This is a genomic window from Marinobacter sp. (assembly GCF_048266785.1).
In the GTDB taxonomy this organism is placed as follows: domain Bacteria; phylum Pseudomonadota; class Gammaproteobacteria; order Pseudomonadales; family Oleiphilaceae; genus Marinobacter.
In genome coordinates this window covers 34,127-54,392 of the sequence record NZ_JBLWYX010000019.1, presented here as the reverse complement: position 1 = coordinate 54,392, position 20,266 = coordinate 34,127, and the positions used below count along the sequence as shown (strand labels likewise).

Below are 20,266 nucleotides of genomic sequence, written 5' to 3'. Positions count from 1 at the left end.
TGCGCACCGTCTGCGGGAGGCTCAAGTCCGACTATCGCTACTCAGTCGGGATCGTCTACAACAACTTCCCATGGCCCGCTGATCTTGCGCCGGCTCAGACCAATAACATTGAGAGCGCAGCTGATGCCGTGCTGGAGGCTCGTGCAAAGTTTGACGGTTCATGCCTGGCCGACCTGTACGACCCTCTGACCATGCCACCAGAGCTTATGAAAGCACACCGGGAGCTTGATCGAGCAGTAGACTCAGCCTACGCCGCCTCTGGCGGCAAGCGAGTTTGGAGATCAGATGCTGAGAGGGTTGCTTTCTTGTTCGACCGTTACCTCCAAATTAGTACAATGCGACATGGCTAATAAACTAAAGAAAAGGCCGGGGAATCACGCGGAGAATCGCGTTCATTGGACGCCTTATAAGATTGCGCTGCTAGGAAAGGCCAAAGATGCGGAAGTCGCACAATCCATTGGAGCTTCAAAAAGCACTGTTACGAAGAAGCGAATTTCGCTCGGCATTCCGCCATACAACGTGCCCAAATCATTATGGGGGGTATCAATATACGAGGGTGTTAGCAGCTTTTCGTTCCAAAACGAGACTGACCAGCAGATTGCGGATCGGTTGGGTGTTTCTAAAAACGCCGTGAAAAAGAAAAGGAAACGCTTGGGTATTCGGAAGGATGCTGCCATCAAACCACCATCCCTTCACCACCTGTTCACCCCAGACGTGATAAGTAATCTTGGGGTTATGAGTGATTCGGCAATAGCCAGGCTTATCGGGTGCGACAGTGAAACCGTGCGCGCACAACGAATTAAACGGGGCATCGAGCCTGTGATAAAGGTTAAGTCTCTTCCAAAAGAGGCCTTAGCCTTACTCGGAACCATACCTGACTGGTTAATCGCTGAACAGTTTGACATTAGCGTTGAAGCTGTAAGGAGAAACAGACGCAAACGTGGTATCTCCGAGTTTCAATCAGGCTCTTAGATTATTGACCTGCGCTCTTGAGCGCAGCCCCTGCTGCTCGTGAGCTGGATTGCTCGTTCTGAGATATTAGCGCGTGAGCCGGGGAGAACAGCCAAATAATTTCTCTTTACAGGTGCGTTAAACGCACCTATTATGGGGTCACGTTATTACTTAGTGAGGCCAGTGAAATGACCCCCAGCGAACTCAAAACCCTCAAGCGCGGCATCGAAGAGCAGCTTTCCCATCCCGTTGTTGCTGCAGCCACAACTGCTGCTGGCCGTTTCGAGCGTGCAAAGGCTGAGCTGGTGGCTGTCTATCAAGCCCGCATCAACCATGCGCGCGTATTCAACCTGGGGGATATGCAAGACAGCGGTACTGACCGTGCGGGTGAAGAGCACCAGCTTATCCAAAACGCAATCAACCTCTTCTTCGTGCCGCATCCACTTGGATTGAATGAGACCGTGACCGCAATGTTTGCGCGTGCTAAGTCCGAGTTGATTGGCATTCTGGAGCGTTACCGCGATCTGGCCGAGGCCTTGGTTTTCTCTGATCTGGATGATCGACGTAAGCAACCTATCAGTGACCAATCCCAGTTCACTTGGTCGTTCTAAAGCAGTCCTGACACGGAGATATACTTTATGGAATTTTTAGTGAAGCGCGTGTATGGGAAGTACGGCAAAGATTACCTCCATGCCTGGTGCGCCGAGTGGGGTACTGCCTGCATGGGTACCACCAAAGGTGCTATGCGCTTCACCAGCCAGGCTGGGGCAGAACGTGCAGCTGCCCGTGCTCAGCGTGTGTGCAAAGGCGCTAACGGCGAAGTTGCTACCGGTGTGGTATTCAGGGCTGAGGCCATTAAAGCCGCGTAAGCTGAACGTCAGGCACTCTTTTCAATAGCACGCCGCCTAAGTGGGAAGTGTCACTGGTTACCTGACACGGCGCCGTTAATGTGTTTCTTATTCGTGACCTTTTGCCGGTGTGTCGGCACGGTCAGTCTTGGTCGCAAGGGCTGGTATCACCTTGGTGGCAAAAAGGTGGTTGTAGTCTTCTTTGGGGCTTGGAACGCTAGGTCTTTTACCGGTCAGGCGCATGATCTCATCTGCCAGTGCAGAGCAGTCGTCCATCGCTGTCTCGTACTCAAGATCGGCGTCGCGGCCGTTGTTGGCGCAAGGGTTGTAGCCGAACCCACGTGAGCTTGGAACTCCAGACCAATATCGAGCGCGTTTCTTTGCGTTACGGTACTGAACCTTGAGAATGTCTAGGTTATTCATCCTATAGATACCTGTGGTCTACGCTCGGGGCGCTTATTTGGCCGAACGGGGCACTTTGTCCCGCGCTTAGCTAGCTTGGATATCAGGTCGTCTTGCGACCCATCCAGAAGGCTCATCGTCGAATGAAGCCAGCTGGCTGTATTCATGCAGGCAGGTTGACGTGTCGTTGTAGCAAAAGCGCTTCTTGTAAGCGTCTGTGTAGGAAACACCGAGGCAGATTGCGTAAGTGAACAGGAGCGGAAGTACGCCGGCATACGTTCCATCAGGCAATCGCTTGGCACCGATAAAGCGAGCTTCGGGACCACGCATCCATTCGGTGAACTCATCCTGTTGGCCTGGGCCTTGGGGGTTCAGTGTTTCTTGTACCGAAGCCACAGACTTTCCCCTAAAAAATGTAGTGGTCTGCGTGTATAGAGCTGCTCATGTTATGCCCTTATCCCCGTACACAATGCACGGGGAACGGAAACCTAAGATACTCCAGCGAGGCATCAAGCCTTGCAATAGCTTCGGGAACATCGCAGCCAGAATCGTCAATCTGCTGGTCAAAGCTACTGTCGTATAGGGTGATATCTGGGTCACCGATAGTGTAAGCAGCCAGCCGGTTGCTTGGACACTCATCAAGCACTTTCTGGAGCTTGGTAAGCCACGCTCTTTCAGCTTTGTTCAGTGGTTTTGCACCCATGTACTGCTCCCCTGTTTGGATAGGTGATCCACAGAAAGGATAAGGTGCGTTAAATGCACCTGTCAAGATTGGATGGCTTCAAGTAGTGCGCTTCAAGTCGGAAACCCAGTCACTCAGATACCCCGGCAGTATCAGTTCGTGTCGAGCGCGTGAAGCGCCGGTATAGATGGCTGAAAGCAATTTCCCTTTGTGGCCTTCGGTCACAGTGTCCGGTGCAGGAAGTAGGTCAGGTGCCAACATTACGGCGTCGAACTCGCGGTTGCGCACATCGTTGACCATGGCCAGGCGGTAACCGGTGGTGCTGTCAGCCCCATAGCGAAGGAATAGAGCCTTGAACTCTGCTGCAGACAGGCCACGTTCCAGTCGCCGGGCGATCCTTTCAAACGCCTTGTTCCCTGCTGCAGTTTCTCCGACCATCAGTTTCCCCCAGGTGTCATACCTGAATAGGGCGCCGTGAGTCCCCCTGCGGCCAGTGTTGTGCAGCTCGATCAGGTCTGTAGCAAAGCGCAGAAACTCATTGCGATTGGCCAATAGCTCAAAGCCTGTGCCGCGCGCCTCGGCACAAAGCCGCAGGAACCACTCAAACAGCCCCCAATGGTCTTTCACCAGTACCGTGCACGGCTTTTCCGGTAGCCCAAGGCGTTCGTAGTGCTTGATGCTGGTCGCCACGTCTGGGCTGCCCTCAAAGCGCTGTTGCGGGGCAAGGGGGTGGGCTTGTATCAGGGGCATAAGCACTGATTCCATAGCCTCGCCGGCTCTTAGCGACAGGCCTATTTCCCTTTCGCGTACCGTGCTGCTGTGTCTTATCACGTGACCAGATAGCGCCTGCAGATCATCGCCAAGGGTGATGAATGCTTGGGGCGACCGCTCCAACACCTGGATCATGGGTACTGAAAGATCGTGGCTTTCATCGACGACGACGTGGCTGTAGTGCGGTGGGATTCTATAGCCTTTTAAGGCCATCAGCTTGATCAGGTGGTACGCCCGGATGGGGATATCCAATTCCAGTGGGGGGTTGAGAATCCCTTTCCACAGGATTGTGGCATTCATAACCAGCAATGCCCGGTCAGATGCACTCAGTCTAATGCCGGCCGGTATTGTTGCCTCGGTGATGGCGTTGGCCGGGCCGCTGCAGAAAGACATGATCATTCGCCGGCATAGGTTAGCAACGCTTGGCCCGGACAGGGAGCCAAGGGGCTTAAACCCATAGTAGGCCGCCAAGTCAGTATCTCGGATTTGCGTTGTGCCACTCATGCGCTGGGGTGTGGGCCGTGAATATTCGTATTCGTAGGGTTCCAGAGAGGCAAGTTGATCCAAAGACTCCAAGGCAAGCATTTGGAAGGTTAGGAAGTGTATGTTGTCCCCTTGAACACGGGCTCTAATAGCGCGCATCTGTTGTTGGGTTTGCGAGAGGACAAGAGGCCTGCTTTTGGCTCCGAGAAGAGAAATGAGGCTGGCAAGGAGGTGTGTTTTGCCAACACCTGCATAGCCTTGAACATGCAACGGCTCATCTACGTTCAAAAGCAATGCATCTGCAATGCGCGCTTGTGGGCTTGATAGTACGACTTGCCGGCTGTTGTCAGCAGCAGTTCGGCGGTGGTTCACGGGTGTAATGTTTGATCGTTGCGCGCAATAGTCACCGCTCCACTCGCCATCCGGGGTCAGGTAGTCACGTGCCTGTACCTCTTCAAACGTCATCAATTTAATGTGAAGCTCATCGAGCAGCGTAAGCGATAGGGTGACCAGTTTTGCATCCAAGTCCCGCAACAGGATCGCTCGCAAAGGGTTTGTTCCTTGCTCACGCACAGACTCGTTGGCAACGGCTATGGCGCCGGCCAGCAGCTGTTCGTAGCTGGCTGGTCCTGAGACCCTAACGGAGGGCAACTTGAGCAATACCAGCGCGGCAGCAAGTTCGGGTGTGGTCATGTCATCAATGACCTCTTTGCTGGCGCCTTTTGCCAGCTCGTCAGCAAGGCCGTGAGTGATGGGCAGCCATAGGCACTTGGGTGTGATCATGTCCGGTAGCCTCCCTATTCCATAGAGCGTAACTGTTGCTGGCGCTGCAGCTCATGTTCCATGCCACGGCGGGCCGGGGCAGAGCCCCGGCAGTCCTCTGATATGGGCTCTGTTCGCTCCGCTTCGGCCATACCCTCCCAGTAGCAGCGAGAGAAAATACCTTGCTCGACCCACGATGGCGGGTTGCGGCGATCTGGATTGGCGCGCTCGTACTCGGCAAAAGCATCGTTGAGTTGATGGACTGATGCGACGGTAAAGCCAAGCATTAAAGCCGTAGAGATGGCTGCAGTTAAGAACCAGGCAATTTCCTCTTCGTCAGTGCTAGGGTTTGGATTGAAATCGGCCACGAGATTTTGGGCGGATGGGGTAAACGCTTCATAGAGACCGCCGAGTAACGGGTATGCGAAGGTCATTGCAGCAGCTGGAAGGATCGCGCTTCGCAGGGCCATGCGCCAGTCGTAATCGAAGGCAACGAACAAAACAATGAAGGCAGCGCCCACTAAAGGGACCATCATCATGCAGGCGGTGCTCGCAGCGCGAAGCAGGTAGGTAGGCACCGCATTACCTGGCGGTCTCGCAGCGGTGGTCGGCTTTCGTGTCTGCTTGTAGCTCAATGGTTCCAGCCCCAGTTCGACATGCGGTCAGGTGGGTTTATAAATCAGCAGCTCGACTTTGAGCTTGTTTGCCATTTCCAGAGCTGCTGGAGTAAACCCCTCAGATGGGTGTTAAATCCTTCATTGTCGGTATAGACTGATGATATTTCATAAGTAATGCAAGGTAATTGGTGATATATCATGTCTTCTAAGGCTGCGTCCTTGCCTGATTCTGTTGCTGAAAGCCTCACCTCTCTGGGGCTACAGATCGAAGTTGCCCGGACTCGGCGCAGGATGACAAAGCGGCAGCTTCAAGAGGCCGCAATGATCACCTCGCAAACCTACGGGCGCCTTATCAAAGGGGAGCCCGGCATAACGCTCGGTGTTCTCGGTCGGGTGCTACATGCACTGAACCTGGAAGAATCATTGCTGGCCATCGCTGATCCAGCAGCTGACAAGTACGGCATTGCCCTGGAGCTGGCGCGGGCGAAGAAGTCTGGCAAGGAAACTGATGATGACAAGTTGGACACCAATTTCTAAGTGCTATGTCTTCATCCAGCACGGGGGGGAGTATCGGCCTTTGGGCGTGTTGGCTGAGGGCGATGCCGGTTTCCGTTTTGCTTATGCTCAAAGCTGGTTGTCCAGCCCTGACGCATTCTCTGTAGACCCACTCAATCTCCCGCTAGGTGAGCAGGAGTATCACTCTCCAAGACGCTGTTGGGGCTGTTTTCAGGATGCTGGCGCTGACAACTGGGGGCAGCGCGTGTTGTTGGCCACTCACCGCCAGGCGCCAGCCAATCAGATTGAGTGGTTGATATCTGCCAAGGGAACCGGGGTGGGCTCGCTCATATTCTCGGCCTCTCGTAACCAGGTGCCAGTCATTGAAACACCGCCTGAATTGGCGCTCGTATCTGAGCTGATGGTTCAGGCAGAGAAGTTGATTGAAGAGGGCACAGTAGACAAGCTGCAGGACTTGCCGCCACACATTCATAAGGCGCTTGTCTACGGGTCGTCTATGGGTGGTGCCAGGCCAAAGTTTACCGTGGCCCATGAGGGCAGCGAGTGGATATGCAAGCTCAGCAGGACTGATGACACGTTCAATCAGCCCATTGCTGAAATGGCTAGCCTCCAGATGGCTGTTGATTGTGGCTTGGAGGTTCCACGTCACATGCTGCACCACGTCGCGGGTAAAGCCATGCTCATGATCGAGCGTTTTGATCGTGGGCCGGACGGTTCCAAGCGTCACTATCTTAGCGGTAACTCGCTGATCAATGCCGACCGCGCGCGCGATGGTGACCCAGAAGGGGCGATGAGCTATATCCGATTGGCTGATATTCTCTCGAAAGTCAGCAGCGGGCCTGCAGCTGACCGTCGAGAGCTGTTCACGCGGATGGTGCTGAACGTCGCGATAGGCAACACCGACGATCATTTGAAGAACCACGGCTTCCTGCATGCGGGAGGTGAGCGGTTCACGCTGGCGCCAGTTTTTGATGTTCTGCCGCACCCGAAACAGACAGACCTGATGGCGCTCTCTATTGGCCGGTACGGCCGGGAGGCGTCATTGGAGAATGCTTTGTCCATGGCCGACCGGTTTGGCCTGAGCCACCAAGAGGCGTTGGATGCGGTTGACCGAGTGCTCGCTGTCACGTCCAAGGCGGGGACGTATTTCAGCCAAGCCGGGGCTACTACGCTTGAGTCAGGGCTGCTGCACAACATCGCTTACAGCAAGCGTATGGCGTATCTGCAGTCCAGCTCTGACCTTACAGCCAGCGCGGCTCAGACTCGCGAGCCTACGCCAGGGAGATAGCTGGCGCTTACCATGGAACAGGCTATGACTGCATCTGCCGCCGATAGAGCGTTACAGTTGCTGAACGCCGCGAGCATCAAAGAGCTTGCGGCGGCAGGCGACACCGAATCTGGCGGGGTTGGCCAGCGGTAATCGACGGCTCGATCAGTAAATCGCATGCCCGGTATGGTTCTCAGCCGGTGAGTGCGCGAGAAGCATAGCTGGTAAAGAATAAATCATGTCAGTTGGTGTAGATTCCATTTACACACGCCCCATATCAAAAGGGTCTGATCTTCGCTTATTGGTATCGGCGGGTAATCTGGGTTAGCGGCTTCCAGTACCCGTGAGCCGTCCGGCAGTTCGGCCACGGTCTTAACCAGAAACTCGCCGTCAATCACGGCAACAACGATGTTGCCGACCCTTGCGGTGGCTCCTTTGTCTACGATGAGCACGTCTCCATCGTAGATGCCTTCTCCCTGCATCGAGTCTCCCCACGCGCGCAGCATGAAGAGAGAAGACCGTGGGCCAAGTCCCACTAACTCATCAAGTGACAGTTCCGCCTGCTGGTGGTCAGCTGCAGGGGAAGGAAAGCCGCAGCTGACCTGCCCGCCGACCGGTATTCGCGTGCGGCTGGGTCTGATCGCTTGAGGCGAGAGTGGCGGTGCGTGGCGCATTGAAGGGGGCTCTGATGACTGTATATTCAAACAGTATTGTATGTGGCTAGGGCGGGGCGATCAATCTGGCCTCTATAAATGATTGCACGTGCAAGCAAATAGGCGTTATAATCTAGCCATAGAGAATAGATACCGGAGCCATCATGTCCTCACAAGTTAGCCTCAACAACCTGCTGGTCAACGTTGAAACCCGCATGAGCGCAGAGCTGGAGGCCTGGCGGAGCGGCGAGAAGCACTGGGGTGTATCCAATCAGTTCGATGAGTATTATCTCGAAAGCGCCCTCGAAAACTGCAATCTTGAAACGCTGACTGCAAAGGTAAAAGAACTTGAGGGGGCTGACCTTTTCGGCATGTCAGCCATGTCGTGGGCTCATCAGTTGTCCACCTTTGAAGTTTCAGACATTCCGAACTTTGACTGAGGTGGCAGAGCGTTGAAAGCCTGGACAGATTTAGAGTGCATACATGCCCCTGAGCGTATCAAGAGGCTGACAAAAGATGGCCGGGGATACCCTGTTCCTTTCTTCGCGAGCGTCTTGGACGGCAAGGCGGACTTTCGGGTTATGGACCCCAGCAAGTGGCGAACATGCGTTGAACAGCGTCGTTGCTCTATTTGCGGCGAAGCCTTAGACGATGAAATTGCGTTCGTTGGCGGTCCCGTCTCCATAGCCAATCATCTGTTTGCTGATGCCGGTATGCATCCAGAATGTGCGACCTACGCGCTGCAGGCCTGCCCGTTCCTGGCGGCTCCATCCTTCGGCTACCTGAACCAGCATAAAGCGGTGGATGAAGGCATGGCGAAGAACCTTGATGCTGTGAACCAAGCTCGGCCGGTGCGATTCGGGCTAGGGCGCACCCGCGCCTACCGACTTGTGCGCCTTGGCCATGGTGGTGATATCGTGATCCAGGCCGCACAGTTTGACTCGGTTGAATGGTGGAAGCACGGCGCCAAGTGGGAGGGAATGACAGAGTGAAAAGTAAGGTAGAAAAGGTTACCCCCGTTGATGACGACCATCAGGTCGTCACCGTGGTTTCAAGTGGTGAGGGAAAGTCCCGGTATCGTAGAGAGCCTTGTCCTGACTGTCCTTGGCGCCGTGATGCGGTAGGGGTGTTCCCAGCAGATGCGTTCAAAGTGAGTGCAAAGACCGCCTATGATATGGCTGATAGCACCTTCGGCTGTCACTCATCCGGCTCAAGCAAGTCGGCAACCTGTGCCGGGTTTTTGCTCAAAGGCGCCGATCACAACATGAGTGTTCGCTTGTCACTCATCCAGGGGCGCCTGGACCTGAGCAAAGTCAGCGATGGTGGCCACGAGTTGTTTGAGTCCTACAGAGAAATGGCAGAGGCCAATGGCGTCTCGCCAGATGACCCGGTATTAGCGCCTTGCCGTAGCTGGCGGGAATGAGCGCCAGCCCGCCCGAACAACAGCTCAATGACCACCTAAAGCCGACCAAATTTGGCTGTGTGCCTCTCTGATACGGCTAACCGCGTTGCTTACATTGCCAGAGCTGGCCCCCGTCCTGTCCTCTGCTTCCTTGGGGCGCAGCCCGTCTACCACTACAAGGCGAGCCGCCATAGTTGTCGGTTTGGCCGCATCGCGGCGGGTTAGTTTTGCAATGGCATCGAACATGCTGCCTGAGATTGCTGGCGCTGATCCGGCTGCTGGTAGAGCGGTACCGTAAGCAGCGCAAATCAGTTTGTATTGGTCCGTAATTGCAATGGCAGTGTCCCGTACGTTCGACCTGCCAATGCCATGACTTCGTGCGGCATCCGACTGGCTGACACCCTCCAGAAGGTGTTTGCGCGCAGCCTGCGCGGCTGAGCTGGCTAAGTCCCGCCTAGTGAGCAAGCCAATGGTTTCAAACAGGCGATGGTCAAGGGGATATGTCACAGGGCGGCTCCATGTCAAACATGCGCTGTACTCTCCTAGAGCATAGCACGGTGCAACTGAGGAAGCCCCAATGATGGTCACTCTGTTGCTTGATCGTTAGCGGCAAAAACTACAATTGGTTGCGTGTGCAACCAAATAGCTATAAAGTGCAACCTATGGCTCTGATGGTCGAAAGGCGTTTGTTCTCGCGTCTTGCTTTCACCAGATAAGCCTCATTTTTTTGAAAACAGGACATAGCTTTGAAAGCAACCAAAAAAGGTAGTGCAGCCGGTCTAGCGGGTGTAGACCCAATCGACAAAAGCCAATACGACGAGTTGGTAGAGTCGGTCTCGACGCTGGGAACCTCGCGGTATGCTGTTGCTTATAAGCAGGCTCTTTCCTTACGGCGCCTTGTTGCAGAGGAAGGATTGGAAGCCATCGACGACATAACCATCAAACGTCACGTTGAGCGCTTAAACAAGGCCGGTCGGGCGGGGCAGGGCTACAAGCGGGCTCTGGAAGGGAAGGAGGCGGAAACACTGCCTCATCACGGTAGAATGGGGCAGTCGCTGGCCATGAAGGGTGTTGAGCCAGCCACCTATAACTTCACTTTGCGTACACAGCCCAGCCGCCATGAAGCTGTCTTGGAGGCGGCAAAAGAAATGCAGACTACAGCCACCGATCTGTACACGCGCGGGGCCGAAGAACTGATTCGTAAGTATCAGGGTCAGAAGGAGCGGGCCAAGTGATGTAGGCCGATGGTGGGGCGCGGCTACTCCCTGAGCGAGTGAGACAGTAAGGGCTGTGCTTGGTAGACACCTCTAATCTGATGCAGTGATCCAGGCCTATCCTGCGACATACATGCTGCCCCTTCGTTTGCAAAAGCACGGCCTGTCTCGTCACACCAACAAGCTCAACGCCAATGAGGCGGGCCAGCTTATGGCACGTCGGCGCCCCTCAACTACGCTCTGGCCCGCAAGCACCAGCCGGGCCTTGGCGACCTCGTGCTACAAGTGATCAGCATGGACTCTCAGTCGAAGCTGTTTTGCGGACATAGCTCGTGTTCTCTGGCTAGGGAAAATTAAGCGTTATAATTGATTGCACGTGCAATCATATAGGGTCATAATGAATCCAGGTCAACGATTGGAGGATTCACAGGTGTCGGCATTTAACGCAGCTATCCAGGTGGTCAACGTTAGCGACAAGCTATCCGGTCTTGATCTGCTTATCGAAGAGGCCAAAAAGGCCATTAAGCGCGAGCTGGCGCTTGGCTCTCACCTGGTTGTCGCATACAGCGGGGGTAAAGATAGTTCTTGCACGCTGGCGCTTACGATCTGGGCTGCGCATGAGTGGGTGGCCGAAGGCAACCCTGTGCCGACGATCCATGTTGTTCACAGCGACACCCGCGTCGAGAACCCCCTTATTCACGCCTACAATCAGCGGCAGCTGGCGAAAATTCGGGCGTACAGTTCTGAGCATCTCCCTGTTCAGGTTTGGTTGGCAGAACCGGGCTTGAGTCATGACTACCTGGTATCGCTGATCGGTGGCCGAACCATTGCCTCTGTTGGCTCAAATACCAAATGTCAGCAGACTATGAAGGCATACCCGCTCAAGCAGTTGAAAGGCCAGATCAAAAAGCAGCTGGCCAAGACCACCGGGACCAAGCGCAAACACCTGCGTATCGTCTCTGTGATTGGCACTCGATTTGATGAGTCGCTGGTACGCGGAGCTGCGATGGAAGCAAGAGGGGAGAGTGCCACCGAAGCGAGAGTTTTGAACGCAGCAAGTGGTGATCTGGTGCTGAGCCCGATAGCGAACTTTACGGCCGATGACGTGTTTGAGCTGATCGGCCGGGTGACCAGCGGCCGGCTGCATACCTATGACAGCTGGGAAGAGCTTCTGACAGTCTATCGTGACATGAACGGCGGGGACTGTATGGTCGTTGCTTATGTCGCGGGTACAGAAGTGCCACGTGCGCCGTGTTCGGCTCGCACGGGCTGCTGGACCTGCTTGCGAGTGTCACGCGATAAATCTGCTGAGAACATGCTTGCGGATGAGCAGGGACGCTTCAACTGGATGCGCCCGTTGAACGAACTGCGCAACTACATCCAGAAACGTCACTTCGACCCCAGCGCGCGTTGCTGGCTCGGCCGCTCGATCAATGAAGAGCGCGGGACCATCAAAATTCAACCCAATGCGTACTCGCCATCGTTCTGCAAAGAGCTTTTGGGAATCGCCCTGACAATCCAACGTGATGAGCGGATTAAGGCTTGGCGCCAAGGCGTAAAGCCGCGCTTCACCCTGCTGACCCTGCAGCAGGTGATTGCTATCGACATGCTGTGGGCGCGTTACGGCTACCAGCAGCCGTTTACCGCTGTACGTCTGTACCGTGATATTGAAGAGCGCGGTAAATCGGTACGCATCCCTGACTACAGCAAACTACCCGACTACACCGCTAATGACGTCAAGTTCAGCGCTGAGGTGCCGTTTTGCGACCGCCATTACAATGCGCTTTTCAATGGCCTGCGCAATATCGACGCTGCTACAGCAGACTGCGAGCCCTTGAAGACGTTGAGGGATGGCACATACGCGCTGCAGTCAACGAACGAGGGTGACTGCTTCGATATTGATGAAGAGGGGGCTGAACTTTTCTACGAGTTTGAGCTTGATTACGCTTTGGAGCGAGTCACCCTGGCAGACGCGCCTGCCGATGCGGTACTTCACCTGATGGGATTGGGTACAATCCAATTATACAAGGGTGGATACAGTGACTGGGACCGCATGCTGCGCATGTCAAACCAGATTCACCGGCACCAGATTCAACCCTTTCTGCACGACCCCCACGCGCTCATCGAGCGCCTGCGTTCAACAGCTCAACTCGACTTGTTCTAATCAATCAGTCGCGGCATAAGGTGCAAATTTTGAAAAGTGGAATGGTTGTTTCCTACTCGCCTGAAAAGCGTTTTGGCTTCATCAGTAGTGATGACAATGAAAGCTACTTCTTTCATATCAACAATGTGGCAGATGAGGATAAGGACAAGATCAAGAAGGGTGAGCCGGTCTCGTTTACAGAGCACCCGACGCCAAAAGGCATGGCCGCGAAAAAGGTTGCAATAGCTCAGGGCTTCAAGGTGTTCAGACCACTTGAGAGCGAAGACATTATTGTTAGCAGGTCTGAGTCCTGCGGCAAGGGCAATGAGGTGGTTTTCAACTACACGACAATCAGTGTCGAGGCAAGAAGCTACGATGAGGCCGTCGAAATACTCAAAGATAAAGCGGCGCGAACAGGCTGCAACGCCGTTATCAACCTTGAGAGGGATAAGCGCACGGGTCGGGCCTGGATGAATAAAAACCACAGATACACCATTCAGCAGGTAACGGCCGATATTGCTTTGGTGATGCAGGCAGGCGTTACAACAGATGATGATGCTGCAAAAGCGAACCAGGCCTTTGTCGAGACTCAAATCGCGTCAGTGAAGAAAGGACTCAAGCCCCGCCATAAAGACATTTTTGATGCTGGCCCCTTCCACACCATTTGCTCAATCTTCGGCTTCTTCGTGTTCATTGCCATTGTGTTTGCATTCTTGAACTCGAAATGATGCGGAACGGTTTTTTCTGGCCGATAGGTAACTAACCGGTGTTTTGCCGGCAATTCAAAGATCATGAGGTTGTGCGTGAAAATGAATCCTTTTGGGGTGCTCTTGCTTGTTATTGCGCTGGTAGGTGGGGCGGTTTCGGTTTTCAGTTTGATGGGGCAGAGTGAGGCTGAGTTGGAGAGGGCCGAAGACGCGGTACGTGACAACTAGGTACGCTCTTGCTGAGTGTAATGGAGCGTATTACATTACACTCAGATTCTCATAAGGATAACACTATGGCTATCAGCGATAAGAAACGTGCGGAGATTGTCGCGTCACTGAACAAGCTCATGCGCACCACCGGTCGGCACCCGACCGTTCAAGAGGTCATAGCCGACATGGGGCGCGGCTCCGCAAGCTACGTCACGCCAGTTCGCCGGGAGTGGATTGAAGAGCTGAACAAGACGCAAGACGTTGTGCGCAAGCTTCCAGACTCGGTAACGCAAATCATGCTTAAAGCCACGGCGGATATGTGGCATGTCTCTGTGCAAGAGGCAGATAGTGAGCTGCGCAATTTCAAAGAACAGGCGTCAGCTGAGGTTCGCCAGCTGACTGCTGAGCGTGATGCCGCGCTGGGTGACATTGAGAGCCTAGAGGCCAAAGTCGAACTCCAGCAGATTGAAATAGCTGGATCAGCCGAGGTTATTGAAGGACTCAGAGCCCAGTTGGGGGAAGTGCAACGTCAGCTGGCAAAGCTGCAATCAGAAAAGGCGCTGGCCGAGCAGAAAGTTGCCAGCCTCGCGTCGCAGCTTGATGACAAAAAAGCGGACCTTGAAGAGGCTAAGGCAGCGGGAGCGAAGCTCCAACAGGAGTTGCTTGAGCTGGCGAAGGGCGGCAGTCGAAGTAAGCCTTGACGGCTTGCTCCATGTCTCTCGCCCGCCGAGGGGTATCTATCTCTTAGCCCTGTCGAGGGCCATTGCGCGGTTTGGTGTCAACGATCACCGGACGGTCTGTAGGTACCACGTTTTTCTGGACCCCCTATGTCCCAAGCATGGATCAGGAAATAGCGCCTTAATCTGGTACTATAATACTTTGCAAACAAAGGGGCGTCGGCATGAGCGGCATAGATGTGGCATCAAAAAACACAATCAAAGAAGCTCTCGGTCGCCTGGCCAATGTGTACGAGCAGGCGCTGCAGGATGGACCTCATACGTCCTACATGGGCATCGCTCCACCAGACTCCCAAATTGCGATGACAATTCGGCAGCTTCGCGCTGGTGACGCGGCCTTGTTTGCAGCAAAGCCTGTATTTGGGCTCCCTGATCTGCAGAATCAGGTTGAGCGCTTAGGGAATGCGATGCTGGGAATGGCAGGCCGCACCCTGGTTCATGCTCGCCCTGATCACATCGTCTCCGAGACAAGGGGCGTAGAGGTGATCACTGACCTTACGGGATATAAGCCTGGAACCAACCTGTCACCATTGACCGACCTGATGATTAGTAAAGTCATGGGGAAAACCCCGCCTTACTCCCACGTTTGGCAGCAGATTGAAGACGCTGGACAGGCCTTGGCGGGCCTCAGTGATAAGCAGCACTTGGCTGCCTTTGTCAGCAGCATGGATAGCATTGAAGATGATAACGACATGGCCGTTGCTTGTAGCCGAAGCGGCCAAACACTCCTGAGAGCCTATCATGTTAGTGGTGACAGCTCGCTGGGGAGTGCAGCCTACCAAATGGCCCTCAGTGACAGCAGAATCATGGGTGGTGACTTAGCCATGCACATGATCTGCAGCACGTATCTTCAAAACGAAACTGCCCGGTCCCATCCGCAACCGCGCCAATAAACCACTTTCCTCATAGGCGCACGGATGCGCCGCCCTTACCCTATCCTGGGCGCGGCGCGCGCGCTGTTCAGTTCAAAGCCATCGTCCTCTCGTATCCCGGCTGATTCCAGCTTTTCGACTAAAGCCGGGTGCAGGGTCAAGTCGTGCTTGTCGATAACTGTCAGCATGGCCTCAAGCTCGCCAGCGCTTCGGTCGTAAGCATGCCAAACCAAGCTATCGGCATCTGGGTTTACGAGAACTGTCCGAACCGTTCTGGGCTCAACACCCTTGCTTGCAAGGTGCGTAAGGTATGCGTCAACAAGCATTGGGCTGCCGCCCCCGTACATAAGGGCAATATCCAGCGGTGTTCTGAGCGTTTGGTCGTATCCTGTCTCTTGTAAAGGATCGGCCCCGGCTGCAAGCAGTGAATTGATAACAGGTAGCCACTGTTCCTGCTTGTCAGATTCCGCGTAAAAGCCGACCGCAATAAGGGGGGTAATGTTCTGGGAGTTGACAACGTTGGGGTCGCTTAGCTTTTTCAAAATGGCTTTGAGCTGCTTTTCTGTATCGCCTAACTCGTAGTGACGGAACGAGGCCGTAAGTGTTTCCAGGCAATCAAGGTCTGGTGCTGCAACCCGCACAAGCTCTGTCTGTGCTCTTTCCTGGTAATAACTATGGCCCTTGACCGTTCCATTGATCAGGTATTCATGACCTTTCTTCATCGGGCATGAGGAACTGGTTTTCCAGAGGAAGGTGGCACCTGTCTCCACGTCGGTAAAAGTGAGATTGGCCGAAACGCCGAAGCGGGTTGGAAATTGAGCGGCTTTCTCGAAGACCACCTTGCGGCCTTTGAACTTCTCTCCTTGCTCCAAGATATGGCGGTTGGTGTTGGGGTTCAGCCTCTGTTCCTCGGCTAGCCGCCCAGCAACTGCCCTTTCATAGGCTGCAGGTGCCGAAACAACAAAGTTAATGTGCTTGTTGGCATCGAACGCGACCGCTTTGCCCAGTACCTTCAGGTTGTGCAGGTAGGGTTGTCCGTTGCTTTCTACATTACGCATCCACTCAAGCACCAGAGCGCCTTTGGCCTTATCCGCCTGCTCTACAATATTTGGAGGCGCGCCCCCAGCCTTCATCATCAGAGCGTGGACTGTATCGGCGGTGGAAGCTTCGCCTTTCTCGGCCTTGCTGGCGCTGACAAATCGCCCGTCATGACGGATGACCGCGCAAGCGGTGGCCAGGGTGTCCTCAACAGTTAGCCACGAGGATCGGCGCAGCCCAGGCTCAGACTCCGCAATCTCATCAATGTCTTCATAGATCGGTTCGCCACTGGCGCCCAGAGCCCCAATGCCGTCATAGAATGACAGCAGCAGGTGAGGGTCTGAGTGCCCAGTGAAGTCCTCGACACAAGTAGACCCAACCTGCTTTTGTTCCCCAGTATCTGTGTGGCTAACAACAAAGGTTCCGTTTCGCTGGCGGAACGTATTGCAGTGATCGCAATTTGGTTTGCAGTCAGCAAAACGTTCTTCAATTTCGCCGGCGCCGAATCCTTTGAGAATGTTTCCCTCGGCGGTGTGCTCAAGCTTGCCAAGAAACCGCCAGCCGTTAAGGACGGGCAGGGCACCAGAAAGCTCCAGGGTAACGAATTTATCAACCTGCCCATGTTTCGCGGTTTCCCTGAACTCTTCGCCGGTCACCTCCATTTTGATCGGTGGCAAACCAAGCTTGTCAGCAATGCTGGCCAGCTTGTTGATCCTGGGTGCAATGACAGCAAGCGTTGACTCGTGAACCTGGTAGGAGCGGGTGAAGGTGTCCATGGTGTGTCCTCTTCTGCGTACTGTCATACTATACCCAAATTATAAAATGTGTGGCACCATGCCAAGAGCCGCGTTAATCCCTAGAGGTTTAGATATGGACGATCAAAAATTGGTTGATATGAACTGGGTGGTGCAGATGGTACCCAAGCTCAACCTCCCTGCCACAGGGCGTATGGTGAATCCGCGTGACGGAAACAAGCTATACGAGGCCATGAATATCCAAAGCGCATCTTTCCATACGCCTATGGGGACAGCAGTAATGGCCGCTTATGCCATCGGGCCAGAGCCAGCTACTAAAGAGCCGCTGGGGCTGGTGGTTATGGGTTTGCCTGGGGGAGGGCGCCATTTCCAGATTGCTGACAGCATTCAAGGGTGCGATCTGCATGCAGCAGCAAACAAGCTGGTTGAAGGGTTGCCGGCCTTCTTTGCTGGTCAGGAAGAAGATGAGCAGCATGGCTACTTCGTGCTGGTCCATGAGTTGCTGAATAAGCACTATGGGTTAAGCGCCAGCGATATGGGGCTTACATTGGGAAGCGAGCAGCTATCCGAGCTTTCGGCTCAAGGGGTTGAGCCTTACGAGCTTGTTAATGAGCATGCCGAAAAAAACAGCTTGGATCGGATCGACTCTGATGAGTTTTTTCCCAAAGGACCGCTGACCATCAGTGACCAGCAGGCACTGCGAGAGCAGTTGAGCCAGCATTTCCCCGCACCAGGCGCAGTATCGAGGCTGCAGCCTGGTCTTAAATAACTTTCCGCTAATAGTGAGTGCAGTCAATGCAAATCCATTCCCTAATCGTTCGGCTCAATGATGCAGCTCAGCTGGTTCTGGATTCCGACGCTCTAAGCCAAGAAGATAAGGCTGAAACTGGCTTGATGATCACTGCCTACAATGCCGCACTAGACAGCCTCAAAAATGTGCCTGTCCTTGATGCGGTGATGCAGGAGACCGTAAGCACAGTTGCAAGCTTCTGTGACCTGGTAGAAGCAAACCTGAAAGGGGAGTAACGCTGGTATGTCGAATAGCTTTATGGAGCAGAACCGTTCACTTTTCTCAAAGTTCAGTGAGCAGATTCGTGGCACGCCGACTGTATTGGTGGCGGTACTGGCCGCTGCGCCGGCTGCTGCGATGATTATGGGTGGGGCTGGGCTCGACAGCTATGAGGCCTCTCAAGTTCTCCAAAATGAGGGTGTTGAGGCCTATCGGGCATTGAAAGCCTCTGTTGGAGACATGGCCCCGATGGAGGCAATCAAAACTGCAATGGTCGGTGGCTTTGAGACCGTTGGCCGCAATGTTTCAATGGCCGGATTGGCGGCAGCTCCTGCACTTCCAGCCTTGGCCCTAATCGCTAAAGCTGCTGCTCATGCCACCGAGTTTCTCAAGCAGAAGTTTACTGGCCCCGAGAATGAAACCAAGGGTAGCGCATCGAGTCAGCTGGCTGCGGGCCTGCAAGGTCTGAACCAGTCTTCCGCAAGTCAATCAAGCTTGCTCTCTCGCGGACTTGAAGGCTTGCATAGTGCCGTTGAGCAAAGCGATCAACGCCAGAGCGCCAAGTTGCGGCTAGGGTGAACAAGCCTGAGCAACCCTGAGCAAATCTCAAAAAAAAGGATGGCCGAAGCCATCCTTTTCTTGTTTCTGGCACCTTATGAGTCACTCCCACAATCAGAGCAAACAGGGACGTGATCGTCATAGTCATCCCATGACTCAGGCAGTTGCTTACCATCGGCGGAATTGGGGAAGGGGTGCAGATTATCCCTCGTCAGGGTCAGTTTTTCACCGTTGGCGACCGCTTCCAATTGGTCTTCATTGAGGTTGAAGTAAGGCAGTTCGACGTTCGTAGGGTTGCGACATTCGTAGCAGGGAACGCTGTAGGTTGGCATAGATTGCCTCCTATCGCCATGAGCCCGAAATGGGCTGGGGCGAGTTACACTGCCAGATTTGAAAAGACGCTGCAAATGGTACCTAAGTCGCTGTCAGATGAAGCCGGCCGGGAGGTGTCCTGGCCGGCGCGGCTATCAGTCTTGCGTTTTGGCTTGAGCAGCCTCGTTACGCTCAAACTCGGCCTCTGCTTCGTCCATCTGCTCGGCCAAAGCGGACTTTTCAAGCGCTCTGGCTTCCTTCTCGGCCAACTGGGCGCGGGCTTCTTCCAGCCCGGCCATCATGTCTTCGATAGCCTGGCGTGTCTCATCAGAGAGGCCAGAGTAGCCGGCGTCCTGGTAAACCAAGCAGACACCATCGAAAATGGTGCTCGATTTTTTTGCCAGCACTTTTTTGAAGCCCTCACCAGGCAGATAGCGCTTGGAAATCCGGCCTTTCCCGTCAGCCGCCGACAGGGCTTTGGCCTTGGTAAGCAGCTCGACAGCCTTTTCCGGGCCATGCTTGGTGATCATGTCCCCGGCAACGGTGATGGCAATCTGGTTGGTTTCAATCAGCTCCAGAATTTCCTTGGGGCCGCGACCGACAATCAGCATGCTGCGCAGCAGAGACTGAGAGATATTCGATTTAGCGAGAATCATGGCCTCTGACTGACCGTATACGTCGATCATACGCAATGCCCACATGAGGTCTTCATAGGGGCGGAAGCGTTCACCTTGGTTGGAAGAGCGCAGGTCGTAATTCAGCTGTACAGGTGTCAGCTCTTTGGAGCGGGGGACAAGGGGGACCAGCAGGTCTTCTGGCCCACCCAGATTGTCCATCCAGTACAAGGCTGCATCCAGGCGACGGTGGCCCTCAGTGAGGTACAACACGTCCTTCCCGTCTTCGCGAGCAACAAAGCCAGCCAGGGGCATGTGCTCGTGGAAACCATTGGCTTTCATCGACTTGGCAAGATCAATGATCCCGGTGACGCCAAGCGCTTCGTCCCCCTCCCAGTATGCGCGATCTTTAACGCGAGGATTGAGGCCCGGAATAACGCGGATATCGCGTGGCGACACGCGGTAGTTCTCGACCGGTTTGCCAATGGCTCGCATCGCGGTTTTACGGTTGCCGGGTTCAAGCTCCAGCTGCTTGTTGAAATCGGGGTGAAGCGCGCTTTGCATAGTCATGTCCGTGATCCTTTTAGGTGATGCCAGGTCACTGGTGACCGGCTATGGATTAACTGTATGCCTAAATGATTGCACGTGCAAGCATATTTTGAAAATCATTTAGATGGTCGTTAAGTCGGTCCATCGCAAGCTCGATGGTGTACTAAAATGATCCAACCAATTCCAGAAATTCC

General features: G+C 54.3%; 28 protein-coding genes. 18 read left to right on the top strand and 10 right to left on the bottom strand.

All coding sequences use genetic code 11. The annotated features are described in order from the left end of the window. From ACN0V1_RS18910 to ACN0V1_RS18895, 4 genes are all read left to right on the top strand, one after another. Nucleotides 1–350, top strand: a 350-nt coding sequence (locus ACN0V1_RS18910; protein ID WP_417546489.1) for a type IIL restriction-modification enzyme MmeI, incomplete at its 5' end; no start/stop codon positions are given. Continuing rightward, entirely contained in the window at nucleotides 343–972 is a 630-nt protein-coding gene (locus tag ACN0V1_RS18905) for a hypothetical protein (RefSeq protein ID WP_417546488.1), read from the top strand. The genes ACN0V1_RS18910 and ACN0V1_RS18905, both read left to right, overlap by 8 nt. A gap of 167 nt (nucleotides 973–1,139) precedes the next feature. Then, complete coding sequence (locus tag ACN0V1_RS18900) at nucleotides 1,140–1,562, top strand: hypothetical protein (RefSeq protein ID WP_417546487.1); 423 nt, start codon at nucleotides 1,140–1,142, stop codon at nucleotides 1,560–1,562. A 27-nt stretch (nucleotides 1,563–1,589) separates the two neighbouring features. Beyond that, entirely contained in the window at nucleotides 1,590–1,820 is a 231-nt protein-coding gene (locus tag ACN0V1_RS18895) for a hypothetical protein (protein WP_417546486.1), read from the top strand. A gap of 87 nt (nucleotides 1,821–1,907) precedes the next feature. On the opposite strand, the gene ACN0V1_RS18890 is transcribed toward ACN0V1_RS18895, so the two are convergent. From ACN0V1_RS18890 to ACN0V1_RS18870, 5 genes are all read right to left on the bottom strand, one after another. Then, nucleotides 1,908–2,222: a hypothetical protein gene (locus tag ACN0V1_RS18890; protein WP_417546485.1), complete on the bottom strand. Its 315-nt coding sequence runs from the start codon at nucleotides 2,220–2,222 to the stop codon at nucleotides 1,908–1,910. Nucleotides 2,223–2,288: 66 nt separating this feature from the next. Further along, the gene (locus tag ACN0V1_RS18885; RefSeq protein WP_417546484.1) at nucleotides 2,289–2,597 is read right to left on the bottom strand and encodes a hypothetical protein; all 309 of its coding nucleotides are present in this window, start codon (nucleotides 2,595–2,597) and stop codon (nucleotides 2,289–2,291) included. 58 nt (nucleotides 2,598–2,655) lie between these two features. Further along, the gene (locus ACN0V1_RS18880; RefSeq protein WP_417546483.1) at nucleotides 2,656–2,904 is read right to left on the bottom strand and encodes a hypothetical protein; all 249 of its coding nucleotides are present in this window, start codon (nucleotides 2,902–2,904) and stop codon (nucleotides 2,656–2,658) included. 78 nt (nucleotides 2,905–2,982) lie between these two features. Then, nucleotides 2,983–4,920, bottom strand: a complete 1,938-nt coding sequence (locus ACN0V1_RS18875) for a hypothetical protein (protein WP_417546482.1) — start codon at nucleotides 4,918–4,920, stop codon at nucleotides 2,983–2,985. A gap of 14 nt (nucleotides 4,921–4,934) precedes the next feature. Next, nucleotides 4,935–5,477, bottom strand: coding sequence for a hypothetical protein (locus tag ACN0V1_RS18870; protein ID WP_417546481.1), 543 nt, complete (start codon nucleotides 5,475–5,477; stop codon nucleotides 4,935–4,937). Nucleotides 5,478–5,714: 237 nt separating this feature from the next. Here ACN0V1_RS18870 and ACN0V1_RS18865 point away from each other — a divergent pair, with 237 nt between their 5' ends. Both ACN0V1_RS18865 and ACN0V1_RS18860 read left to right on the top strand, forming a co-directional pair. Further along, a complete protein-coding gene (locus ACN0V1_RS18865; RefSeq protein ID WP_417546480.1) occupies nucleotides 5,715–6,053 on the top strand; it encodes a helix-turn-helix domain-containing protein in 339 nt (112 codons plus the stop codon). Beyond that, nucleotides 6,028–7,320, top strand: coding sequence for a type II toxin-antitoxin system HipA family toxin (locus tag ACN0V1_RS18860; protein ID WP_417546479.1), 1,293 nt, complete (start codon nucleotides 6,028–6,030; stop codon nucleotides 7,318–7,320). The genes ACN0V1_RS18865 and ACN0V1_RS18860 overlap by 26 nt, the downstream gene beginning before the upstream one ends. A 215-nt stretch (nucleotides 7,321–7,535) precedes the next feature. Here ACN0V1_RS18860 and ACN0V1_RS18855 read toward each other — a convergent pair whose 3' ends face one another. Further along, on the bottom strand, nucleotides 7,536–7,973 hold the full coding sequence (locus ACN0V1_RS18855; protein WP_417546491.1) for a LexA family protein: 438 nt from the start codon (nucleotides 7,971–7,973) through the stop codon (nucleotides 7,536–7,538). Nucleotides 7,974–8,116: 143 nt separating this feature from the next. On the opposite strand from ACN0V1_RS18855, the gene ACN0V1_RS18850 reads away from it, so the two are divergent. The 3 genes from ACN0V1_RS18850 to ACN0V1_RS18840 all read left to right on the top strand — a co-directional run bounded on the left by ACN0V1_RS18850 (nucleotide 8,117) and on the right by ACN0V1_RS18840 (nucleotide 9,375). Next, nucleotides 8,117–8,392, top strand: coding sequence for a hypothetical protein (locus ACN0V1_RS18850; protein WP_417546478.1), 276 nt, complete (start codon nucleotides 8,117–8,119; stop codon nucleotides 8,390–8,392). 141 nt (nucleotides 8,393–8,533) lie between these two features. Continuing rightward, the gene (locus ACN0V1_RS18845) at nucleotides 8,534–8,944 is read left to right on the top strand and encodes a hypothetical protein (RefSeq protein WP_417546477.1); all 411 of its coding nucleotides are present in this window, start codon (nucleotides 8,534–8,536) and stop codon (nucleotides 8,942–8,944) included. Next, nucleotides 8,941–9,375: a DUF6283 family protein gene (locus tag ACN0V1_RS18840; RefSeq protein WP_417546476.1), complete on the top strand. Its 435-nt coding sequence runs from the start codon at nucleotides 8,941–8,943 to the stop codon at nucleotides 9,373–9,375. The genes ACN0V1_RS18845 and ACN0V1_RS18840 overlap by 4 nt, the downstream gene beginning before the upstream one ends. A 24-nt stretch (nucleotides 9,376–9,399) precedes the next feature. Here ACN0V1_RS18840 and ACN0V1_RS18835 read toward each other — a convergent pair whose 3' ends face one another. After that, complete coding sequence (locus ACN0V1_RS18835) at nucleotides 9,400–9,861, bottom strand: hypothetical protein (protein ID WP_417546475.1); 462 nt, start codon at nucleotides 9,859–9,861, stop codon at nucleotides 9,400–9,402. Nucleotides 9,862–10,100: 239 nt separating this feature from the next. On the opposite strand from ACN0V1_RS18835, the gene ACN0V1_RS18830 reads away from it, so the two are divergent. The 6 genes from ACN0V1_RS18830 to ACN0V1_RS18805 all read left to right on the top strand — a co-directional run bounded on the left by ACN0V1_RS18830 (nucleotide 10,101) and on the right by ACN0V1_RS18805 (nucleotide 15,258). After that, nucleotides 10,101–10,589, top strand: coding sequence for a hypothetical protein (locus ACN0V1_RS18830; protein ID WP_417546474.1), 489 nt, complete (start codon nucleotides 10,101–10,103; stop codon nucleotides 10,587–10,589). Nucleotides 10,590–10,998: 409 nt separating this feature from the next. Further along, nucleotides 10,999–12,732 (top strand): phosphoadenosine phosphosulfate reductase family protein, encoded by a 1,734-nt coding sequence (locus tag ACN0V1_RS18825; protein ID WP_417546473.1) that lies wholly within the window; start codon nucleotides 10,999–11,001, stop codon nucleotides 12,730–12,732. A gap of 29 nt (nucleotides 12,733–12,761) precedes the next feature. After that, complete coding sequence (locus tag ACN0V1_RS18820) at nucleotides 12,762–13,439, top strand: cold-shock protein (protein ID WP_417546472.1); 678 nt, start codon at nucleotides 12,762–12,764, stop codon at nucleotides 13,437–13,439. A 75-nt stretch (nucleotides 13,440–13,514) separates the two neighbouring features. Further along, nucleotides 13,515–13,646, top strand: a complete 132-nt coding sequence (locus ACN0V1_RS18815; RefSeq protein ID WP_417546471.1) for a hypothetical protein — start codon at nucleotides 13,515–13,517, stop codon at nucleotides 13,644–13,646. A gap of 65 nt (nucleotides 13,647–13,711) precedes the next feature. After that, entirely contained in the window at nucleotides 13,712–14,329 is a 618-nt protein-coding gene (locus tag ACN0V1_RS18810) for a DNA-binding protein (protein WP_417546470.1), read from the top strand. A 200-nt stretch (nucleotides 14,330–14,529) separates the two neighbouring features. Next, a complete protein-coding gene (locus ACN0V1_RS18805; RefSeq protein WP_417546469.1) occupies nucleotides 14,530–15,258 on the top strand; it encodes a hypothetical protein in 729 nt (242 codons plus the stop codon). 35 nt (nucleotides 15,259–15,293) lie between these two features. Here the strand turns inward: ACN0V1_RS18805 and ACN0V1_RS18800 are convergent, their stop codons facing one another. Next, nucleotides 15,294–17,051 carry a hypothetical protein gene (locus tag ACN0V1_RS18800; RefSeq protein WP_417546468.1) on the bottom strand — a complete coding sequence of 586 codons (1,758 nt, stop codon included), beginning with the start codon at nucleotides 17,049–17,051 and terminating at the stop codon, nucleotides 15,294–15,296. A gap of 94 nt (nucleotides 17,052–17,145) precedes the next feature. Here ACN0V1_RS18800 and ACN0V1_RS18795 point away from each other — a divergent pair, with 94 nt between their 5' ends. The 3 genes from ACN0V1_RS18795 to ACN0V1_RS18785 are packed head-to-tail and all read left to right on the top strand — an operon-like array spanning nucleotide 17,146 to nucleotide 18,618. After that, on the top strand, nucleotides 17,146–17,799 hold the full coding sequence (locus ACN0V1_RS18795) for a hypothetical protein (RefSeq protein WP_417546467.1): 654 nt from the start codon (nucleotides 17,146–17,148) through the stop codon (nucleotides 17,797–17,799). A 26-nt stretch (nucleotides 17,800–17,825) separates the two neighbouring features. After that, nucleotides 17,826–18,056, top strand: coding sequence for a hypothetical protein (locus tag ACN0V1_RS18790; protein WP_417546466.1), 231 nt, complete (start codon nucleotides 17,826–17,828; stop codon nucleotides 18,054–18,056). A 7-nt stretch (nucleotides 18,057–18,063) separates the two neighbouring features. Further along, nucleotides 18,064–18,618, top strand: coding sequence for a hypothetical protein (locus tag ACN0V1_RS18785; protein ID WP_417546465.1), 555 nt, complete (start codon nucleotides 18,064–18,066; stop codon nucleotides 18,616–18,618). 74 nt (nucleotides 18,619–18,692) lie between these two features. Here the strand turns inward: ACN0V1_RS18785 and ACN0V1_RS18780 are convergent, their stop codons facing one another. Together ACN0V1_RS18780 and ACN0V1_RS18775 are read right to left on the bottom strand one after the other, a co-directional pair. Continuing rightward, nucleotides 18,693–18,929, bottom strand: a complete 237-nt coding sequence (locus ACN0V1_RS18780) for a hypothetical protein (protein ID WP_417546464.1) — start codon at nucleotides 18,927–18,929, stop codon at nucleotides 18,693–18,695. A 135-nt stretch (nucleotides 18,930–19,064) separates the two neighbouring features. Beyond that, on the bottom strand, nucleotides 19,065–20,093 hold the full coding sequence (locus ACN0V1_RS18775; protein WP_417546463.1) for a hypothetical protein: 1,029 nt from the start codon (nucleotides 20,091–20,093) through the stop codon (nucleotides 19,065–19,067). Nucleotides 20,094–20,266 lie beyond the last annotated feature (173 nt).